General features: G+C 68.4%; 1 protein-coding gene. It reads left to right on the forward strand.

The features are described from left to right. Positions 1 to 1,729, forward strand: a 1,729-nt coding sequence (locus tag V6U90_RS34160; protein WP_334445118.1) for a hypothetical protein, incomplete at both ends; no start/stop codon positions are given.

Consider the following 1,729-nt stretch of genomic DNA (forward strand, 5'->3'; position numbering starts at 1 on the left):
CCACAAGGCAGCAGCAGGATCAGCTGCGGCAGCTGTGGAACGCCCTGATCGACCATATGGACGACGACGGGCTCATCCCCGCCAGCGAGTCAACCCTCGCCGATGCGACATCCACATGGCAGCCGACGGTGCATAGGCGGATCGTGGCATTGCGCGACCGTGGTCTGCTGCAGCTGGTCCAGGAAGCACACCGTGGCGTGCCGGCGCGGTACAGGGTGACCGATCCGGGTCAGCCCCGGCAAGCACCGTTGCCGGCCCTTCCTGCGGGCAGCCGATGGGTGCGCGACCCGGATGAGGCCCGGACGCTGTTCGACCAGCACGCCGACCACATCGCCACCACAAGGAAGCAGCAGGATCAGCTGCGGCAGCTGTGGAACGCCCTGATCGACCATATAAACGACGACGGGCTCATCACCGCCAGCGAGCCAACCCTCGCCGATGCGACATCCATACCGCAGCCGACGGTGCATGACCGGATCGTGGCATTGCGCGACCGTGGTCTGCTGCAGCTGGTCCAGGAAGCACACCGTGGCGTGCCGGCGCGGTACAGGGTGACCGATCCGGGTCAGCCCCGGCAAGCACCGTTGCCGGCCCTTCCTGCGGGCAGCCGATGGGTGAGCGACCCGGATGAGGCCCGGACGCTGTTCGACCAGCACGCCGACCACATCGCCACCACAAGGAAGCAGCAGGATCAGCTGCGGCAGCTGTGGAACGCCCTGATCGACCATATAAACGACGACGGGCTCATCACCGCCAGCGAGTCAACCCTCGCCGATGCGACATCCATACCGCAGCCGACGGTGCATGGCCGGATCGTGGCATTGCGCGACCGTGGTCTGCTGCGGCTGGTCCAGGAAGCACACGGTGGCGTGCCGGCGCGGTACAGGGTGACCGATCCGGGTCAGCCCCGGCAAGCACCGTTGCCGGCCCTTCCTGCGGGCAGCCGATGGGTGCGCGACCCGGATGAGGCCCGGACGCTGTTCGACCAGCACGCCGACCACATCGCCACCACAACGCAGCAGCAGGATCAGCTGCGGCAGCTGTGGAACGCCCTGATCGGCCATATAAACGACGACGGGCTCATCACCGCCAGCGAGTCAACCCTCGCCGATGCGACATCCATACCGCAGCAGACGGTGCATAGGCGGATCGTGGCATTGCGCGACCGTGGTCTGCTGCAGCTGGTCCAGGAAGGACGCGGTGGCGTGCCGGCGCAGTACGGGGTGACCGCTCCGGGTCAGCCCCGGCAAGCACCGTTGCCGGCCCTTCCTGCGGGCAGCCGATGGGTGCGCGACCCGGATGAGGCCCGGACGCTGTTCGACCAGCACGCCGACCACATCGCCACCACAACGCAGCAGCAGGATCAGCTGCGGCAGCTGTGGAACGCCCTGATCGGCCATATAAACGACGACGGGCTCATCACCGCCAGCGAGTCAACCCTCGCCGATGCGACATCCACATGGCATTCGACGGTGCATGGCCGGATCGTGGCATTGCGCGGCCGTGGTCTGCTGCAGCTGGTCCAGGAAGGACGCGGTGGCGTGCCGGCGCAGTACGGGGTGACCGCTCCGGGTCAGCCCCGGCAAGCATCGTTGCCGGGCCCTGCCCCCGGACCGGACCGCCCGCAGCAGGGTGCGGACCTGTCCTGGCTGAACCACGGGGGGACGTCGCCGATGTCCGGGCCGGTACCTGCCCCGCCGGCGGACACGGGTCTGCCCGGGCTGCCCGG

Origin of the sequence: Micromonospora sp. CPCC 206060, assembly GCF_036906895.1 — a bacterium.
In the GTDB taxonomy this organism is placed as follows: Bacteria; Actinomycetota; Actinomycetes; order Mycobacteriales; family Micromonosporaceae; genus Micromonospora.